The sequence below is a fragment of the Rothia sp. HMSC08A08 genome, assembly GCF_001808385.1.
Taxonomy (GTDB): Bacteria; Actinomycetota; Actinomycetes; order Actinomycetales; family Micrococcaceae; genus Rothia; species Rothia dentocariosa.
In genome coordinates, this window is the sequence record NZ_KV793086.1 from 1 (window position 1) to 6,169 (window position 6,169).

Consider the following 6,169-nt stretch of genomic DNA (forward strand, 5'->3'; position numbering starts at 1 on the left):
GCTCATCGGATAAGAGGAAGTGCCGCCTCCTGAATATATACTGGCTGGGAGGCGGCACTTGCTGTTACATCAAGGATCACTGTTGTGAGCTACTCTCGGTTAGGCTAGATATATGGCGAAAAAATCTTTCAATCACCTTCCCCCCAGCACTCAACTTTTGCGGGTCGGCATCATCTTCGAGGCAGTAAGTGTTGTACTTGTGATACTTGCTTTTATTCCTTTTCCCTCGCTCACGGTGAATGCCATCCTGTTTTATATCACGATAATCGTGGGTAGTTTTACCTCTGTGATCGCCTTTATCTGTGCCATAGTGGGGCTTATTCGGTTTGTGCGCCATCGCATTGCAAATATTGTATTGGCGGCGGTATCGGTGCTGATAAACCCGGTGACCGTGGTTTTGGCTGATGCTCTTCTGAACTCTAACGGCTAAATTACTGTCGCGCGGGGATTGCGCTCTGCATGCTGAGGTATCGGACTGACGCTCTTCCCAGTATTTCTTGCGGGGACTTTCAGGTGTTTTTCAGCCAAACCCCAAGGTTCCTCAAGGTAACTACGGTTAACTAGAAGTGTTGGTTCGAGAGGACTGCGATGTGAATGTGTGTGTTTCAGAGAGTGGATATGCTCTCGTGGAACTGAAAAGCGAGGCTACTGTGTAGCCTCGCTTTTCAGTTTTAAAAATTTCGCCTTCTTCCGGGCGGCTATCACAATCTCATGCACGGTACCGAATACAGCGTGTAATTCTCTGCGATATATATGCCCTGTAAGGAAGCTCAATCCCTCATCTTGTGCTTTCAGCACACACAACCCCTCGCATTCACAGATATTCCCAAGGTTTAACTCACGAGGAATAAAGGTTGACGGGTCATAGTTATATCAGGTAGTTCAAGAGGACTATCTGAAAGTTGGACTTTCCTTAGCGGAAGTGGCTCTGATTTTCGTATGTATGTGTGTGTGATTGAGGCTGAGATCGAATCTTCGGGTTCGGTCTCAGTTTCGTTTAACCCTTAGTCTGTGTTCCGCACATAAAGCCACAGAAAACAATGGCGTAGTACCAGCGTGACAGGAGGCTTGTAAGATACAGCATAAGAAGAATGCGGCTACCTCATGACGGAGTGTAGAATTAGAGCATAAAAATTTTGCATATTAAATACGAATTATCACAGGAGATTTATCGTGCCTAAAACCCCGAACGTTCCCGGTACCGATCGTCCCGCCGAAAAAGCCGCCGGACACTGGCTGCTCGCCCAACTCGGCAAGAAAGTCCTTCGTCCCGGTGGGCGCGAAACTACAAACTGGCTGCTCAGCCGCGCGCTTGGTGGGCAGATCGACGTGGTTGAGTTTGCACCCGGACTAGGCATTACGGCGCTCGAAATCGTCAAACGCAGCCCCAAGACCTACACCGGTGTAGACCTTGATCCAAAGGCGGCTGAAATCGTGCGCGGGCGCATCGGAGACAACCCCAACTACACGGTCGTGAATGCCGGGGCGCAGGAGACCGGACTGCCCGATTCCAGCTACGACGTGGTGGTGGGCGAGGCTATGCTGACCATGCAGACCGACAAGCACAAGCTGGAAATTATGCGCGAGGCGGCGCGCATCCTACGGCCGGGCGGCTACTATGCCATTCACGAGCTATCGCTAACCCCTGACTACCTGCGCCCTGAGATTCAGGAAGAAATTCAGAAGGACCTGGCACGAAGCATTCGCGTGAACGCACGCCCGCTTACGGTTGCCGAATGGACCCGCCTTGCCGAAGAAGCCGGGTTTGAGGTGTTAGACGTATATCAAACCGAGATGGCTCTTCTGGAACCCAAACGCATGATTGCCGATGAAGGGGTGGGCGGACTCGCCAAGATCATGTTCAACCTTGCACGCAAACCGCAGATTCGTGAGCGCGTGCTGGGTATGCGCAGTGTTTTCCGCCGTCACGCCGACCATATAGGCGCTATCGGTCTGGTTCTACGGAAGAAATAACTACGATTTGCGCGGTCAGAAAACGGAGCCTGAGTTTTCCCGATACAGTGGGCGGATTACTGAGGCTCCGTTTTACACTAGATATATATGAGGCGTAGATCCCACTCAAGCATGTGTACGCCCCCCCACTGGAGAAGACAATGAGCCGTATTCTTTTCTCTCCCGAAAGCTTTAATATGGGTGAAACCACGCGCAGCATCGAAATAGCGCGTGTTGCTCAAGATCGAGGGCACAAAGTCCTCTTCCATATATACTCGCCCAAATACCGTGGGTTGCTGGAAAGCGCGCGGCTTCCCGTGCATCTTCGTGAACCCATCATGACTGATGCCGAAGCGAAACAACTCATGGCGCTTGACCAAGGCAGGGGAGTGCGGCATCCCTTCACCACCGAGAAAGTACGCCAGAGGGTTACCGTAGAACTTGCTGCTATTCGTGACTTTAACGCAGATGCTGTGGTGATCGGCTCTAACCCGACTATGCTGATCTCCGCGCGCATCGCCGGTGTACCTATTTTCTATGCGCGCCCTTACGCATATTCAATGACCTATTTTTCTGGGAAACCTGCCGGTGAAGCCCCCGCAGCACCGGGATGGTTACGCGCACTGGCTCGGACAATATCTTATAAACCAGCCTCGTTCACTCGCGTAGCCCGCGAATACGGAATCAAACTCCCGCGCCGTACCATCGACATGTTCAGCGCTGACGTAAACCTTATCTGTTCTCTTTTTACCGAGCTGCGCGGCGATTCGTTAACAGCTCCAGACATCAGCGTGGGACCTATCTACTACCGTGCTCCCGGTGAACTTCCGCGGATTGTTCGGGAACCTAAAAAGCGACCACTTATCTACGTGGGGATGGGCTCGTCCGGGTCTTCGCATATCTTGGCGGCGGTGCTGCGGCAACTTTCAACGGTACCGGTAGATGTGCTGGTCGGTGATGGGGTGCTGTTAGCGGATGCTGATGCGCGCTCGCTGGGCGATAATATTCACCGTGCGGGAACTGTTCCGGCTCATCTGCTTGCCGGGCACATTGATGCCTCAATTACGCACGGTGGTGAAGGAACCGTGCAGACAGCGTGTCTGGCGGGGGTACCGTTTGCGGGTATCGCCATGCAGGCTGAGCAACGCTGGAATATTGAGGAATGTGTGCGGTACGGCAACGCCCTGCGCTTCGCGAAACATGATGTGCACCGAGGTCAGATGCACGGCATTCTGGATCGTTTACTTTCAGATGAGACCATGCGCGCCAAGGCTCGACAGCTCAGCAAGGCAATGCGCGGCATGGACGGTCCAACCCGCGCCGTCGAGGTGATTGAGGGCTATCTCAAAGACTGTAATCCTGCCTAAAGGGTGCGAAACTTTGTTCACAGAACCACAGCGAGGTGAAACGATGAATATTTTGGTTGTTGGAGCATCGGGCTATGTGGGGCGTCATATTGTGGAGCAGGCGCATCGTCGCGGGCATCGGGTGCGTGCCGTGGTGCGCGATAAGGCTCGGGCCGAGAGTGCTGGGGCGTGGGGTGCACCATCGCTGACGAACATGGTAGATGAATGGGCGGTTGGTGATGTAACCGACCGTTCCTTGACAGCCGGGGTGTGCGATGGCGTTGATGCGGTTATTTCGGCACTAGGGGTAACTCGGCAGAAGGCCGATCCCTGGGATATTGACTACCGTGCGAACCTAAATATATTGGAGTCTGCGCGCGCCCATGATGTCACACGTTTCTGCTATGTGAACGCCATACACGCCGAGTCGATTCGTTCGCAGCTCACGCGTGCGAAAACGGCTTTCGCGCAGGCATTGATCCAGTCGCCGCTGGCGCATCAGGTGGTGAGCCCGAGTGGATACTTCTCGGATATGAGCGCTATAGCGCAGATGGCACGCCGCGGCCGGGTGTATCTTCTGCGACCGCAAGGGCGGCTTAACCCCATTCACGGGGCGGATGTTGCCGCATACTGTCTTGATAAGGTGGAATCTGCTCAGGAGGGATCCTACGATATTGGTGGTCCCGAGGTTCTCTCGTGGCGCGAGGTAGCACAGTACGCTTTTGAGGCGGTGGGACGCCCCGCGAAGATCACGGTTATCCCGCCCCGGTTAGCAGACGGTGTGGTGAAGGGGATCGGCCTTATCAAACCGCGCGTGGCCGATACTTTATCGTTTATGCTGTGGGGCTTAACGCATGATTGTGTGGGGGAGCCGACGGGAACGAATAGTCTTCGAGAGTTCTACCGGGAACAGACACAGAATTTATAAGGCGGTGTACATTTCAACAAGCGTTCATGAGAAACTAGCATAGAAGTTCTGCAGAAATTGCTTCTGGAACGCCATAAACATCGGATAAAAACGCGATTTTGAGGAAAAAGCATGTCTGAAACTGCCATCGATTATGGTTCTCGCACCCTGCCGCACGATGATGTCGCGGAGCAGTCGGTGCTGGGCGGCATGATGCTCTCTAAAGACGCTATTGCCGATGTAGTAGAGACTCTGCATGCGGGAGATTTCTATAAGCCGCAGCATGAACTGATCTATGAGGCAATTATTTCTCTGTACGGTCACGGCAACCCCGCCGATGCGATTACGGTAGCGGATGAGCTCAAGGGCCGCGGTGAACTCACACGAGTCGGTGGGGCAACATATCTGCATACGCTTATCGCTTCGGTTCCAACCGCTGCGAATGCCCAGTATTATGCTGAGATCGTCAAGGAACACGCGGTTATGCGCCGTCTGGTAGAGGCTGGCACTAAGATCGCCCAGCTCGGTTACACGAGCGAGGGCGAGGTAGACTCGCTGGTTGATCAGGCACAATCTGAGATTTACGCAATTTCAGATGGCAACGCGAAAGAGGATTACGTTACCTTCTCAGATGCCTTAGAAGCCACGATGAACGAGATTGATGCGAACTCGAACCGCCCGGATGGTGTTTATGGCGTGCCCACGAGCTTTATTGAGTTTGATGAGCTCACCGGTGGTTTGCATCCGGGGCAGATGATTGTGGTTGCCGCGCGCCCCGGCGTGGGTAAATCGACTTTGGCACTGGATATCGCCCGTTCTGCAGCGATTCACCATGATATGACGACGGTCTTTTTCTCTTTGGAAATGGGTCGCACCGAGCTTGCAATGCGTGTGCTTTCGGCGGAGGGCCGCATTTCGATGGGCCGCCTCAAGAAGGGAGATCTTGACCAGGAGGGATGGACCAACCTGGCGACCCTGCAGGGGAAAATAACCGGTGCACCGCTTTTTATTGATGATTCGCCGAACATGACGCTCATGGAGATTCGTGCGAAATGCCGTCGTCTTAAGCAGCGCAATCAATTGCAGCTTGTGGTGCTGGACTACCTGCAGCTAATGAGCTCGGGTAAGAAAGTTGAGTCTCGTCAGCAAGAGGTCTCGGAGTTTTCCCGTAGTCTCAAACTTTTGGCGAAGGAACTTGAAGTTCCGGTCATTGCGCTCTCGCAGCTGAACCGTGGTTCGGAGCAGCGCACCGATAAGCGCCCGATGATCTCTGATCTGCGTGAGTCCGGTTCGATTGAGCAGGATGCGGATATGGTGATTCTGCTGCATCGTGAGGATATGTACAACCCCGATAGCGATCGTGTGGGCGAAGCAGACATGATTATTGCGAAGCATCGTGGCGGCCCAACGAAGACTATTCCCTTGGCATTTAGCGGTAAGTACTCGCGGTTTAATAACATGGCTTCTGAAACTCCACCGCAGCAGTATTAGCGGATTCTAGCGCATTTGAGCGTAAGAAAGGCGTTGCTTGACCGGTATTTTACCGGGAGGGCAGCGCCTTGAGTCTTTAAGAATTTTCGGAGTATAAAGGATTTTTCGTGAATGAGGTTTTCATGGAAGTAAACACCCAAAATATTATGTGATGTACTGCATATTATTCTGGTTTGCAAAGCACGGAAAGCCTCTGTATAGTTGTATGAGTCGCCGCGGCGAGGGGAGGTAAAAACCCCGAGATCTTGCGGCAAAACCAACTATACAGTGCATAATTTGAAATTCATGTTTACGTTCGCACGGTAATTTTACAACCATGAGAAATTGAATGAATTTTGAATATTTGTGATGTGAGGCATAAAGTTTTTAACTTGTGTTTCTTGATGAAAGCGAGTATAGTTGCATAGGTTGTCACTCAAAATGGAGTGGCAGTATCACTGACCGGCTGATGATGATCTCTGCATGCGTGTTT

General features: G+C 52.6%; 5 protein-coding genes. All 5 read left to right on the forward strand.

The window, feature by feature from the left end:
• The first annotated feature begins 112 nt into the window (after nt 1–112).
• The 5 genes from HMPREF3164_RS10740 to dnaB all read left to right on the forward strand — a co-directional run bounded on the left by HMPREF3164_RS10740 (nt 113) and on the right by dnaB (nt 5,697).
• Nucleotides 113–430, forward strand: coding sequence for a hypothetical protein (locus HMPREF3164_RS10740; RefSeq protein WP_004005956.1), 318 nt, complete (start codon nt 113–115; stop codon nt 428–430).
• Nucleotides 431–1,173: 743 nt separating this feature from the next.
• A complete protein-coding gene (locus tag HMPREF3164_RS10745; protein WP_004005957.1) occupies nt 1,174–1,974 on the forward strand; it encodes a class I SAM-dependent methyltransferase in 801 nt (266 codons plus the stop codon).
• A 140-nt stretch (nt 1,975–2,114) separates the two neighbouring features.
• Entirely contained in the window at nt 2,115–3,320 is a 1,206-nt protein-coding gene (locus tag HMPREF3164_RS10750) for a nucleotide disphospho-sugar-binding domain-containing protein (protein ID WP_070450980.1), read from the forward strand.
• 43 nt (nt 3,321–3,363) lie between these two features.
• The gene (locus HMPREF3164_RS10755) at nt 3,364–4,227 is read left to right on the forward strand and encodes an SDR family oxidoreductase (RefSeq protein ID WP_070450981.1); all 864 of its coding nucleotides are present in this window, start codon (nt 3,364–3,366) and stop codon (nt 4,225–4,227) included.
• A gap of 111 nt (nt 4,228–4,338) precedes the next feature.
• Nucleotides 4,339–5,697, forward strand: a complete 1,359-nt coding sequence (gene dnaB / locus HMPREF3164_RS10760; protein WP_013398176.1) for a replicative DNA helicase — start codon at nt 4,339–4,341, stop codon at nt 5,695–5,697.
• The last annotated feature ends 472 nt before the right edge of the window (nt 5,698–6,169 follow it).

Coding starts and splice junctions, on each gene's coding strand:
- HMPREF3164_RS10740 (WP_004005956.1), top strand. CDS start 113: ATGGCGAAAAAATCTTTCAATCACCTTCCCCCCAGCACTCAACTTTTG.
- HMPREF3164_RS10750 (WP_070450980.1), top strand. CDS start 2,115: ATGAGCCGTATTCTTTTCTCTCCCGAAAGCTTTAATATGGGTGAAACC.
- HMPREF3164_RS10755 (WP_070450981.1), top strand. CDS start 3,364: ATGAATATTTTGGTTGTTGGAGCATCGGGCTATGTGGGGCGTCATATT.
- dnaB (WP_013398176.1), top strand. CDS start 4,339: ATGTCTGAAACTGCCATCGATTATGGTTCTCGCACCCTGCCGCACGAT.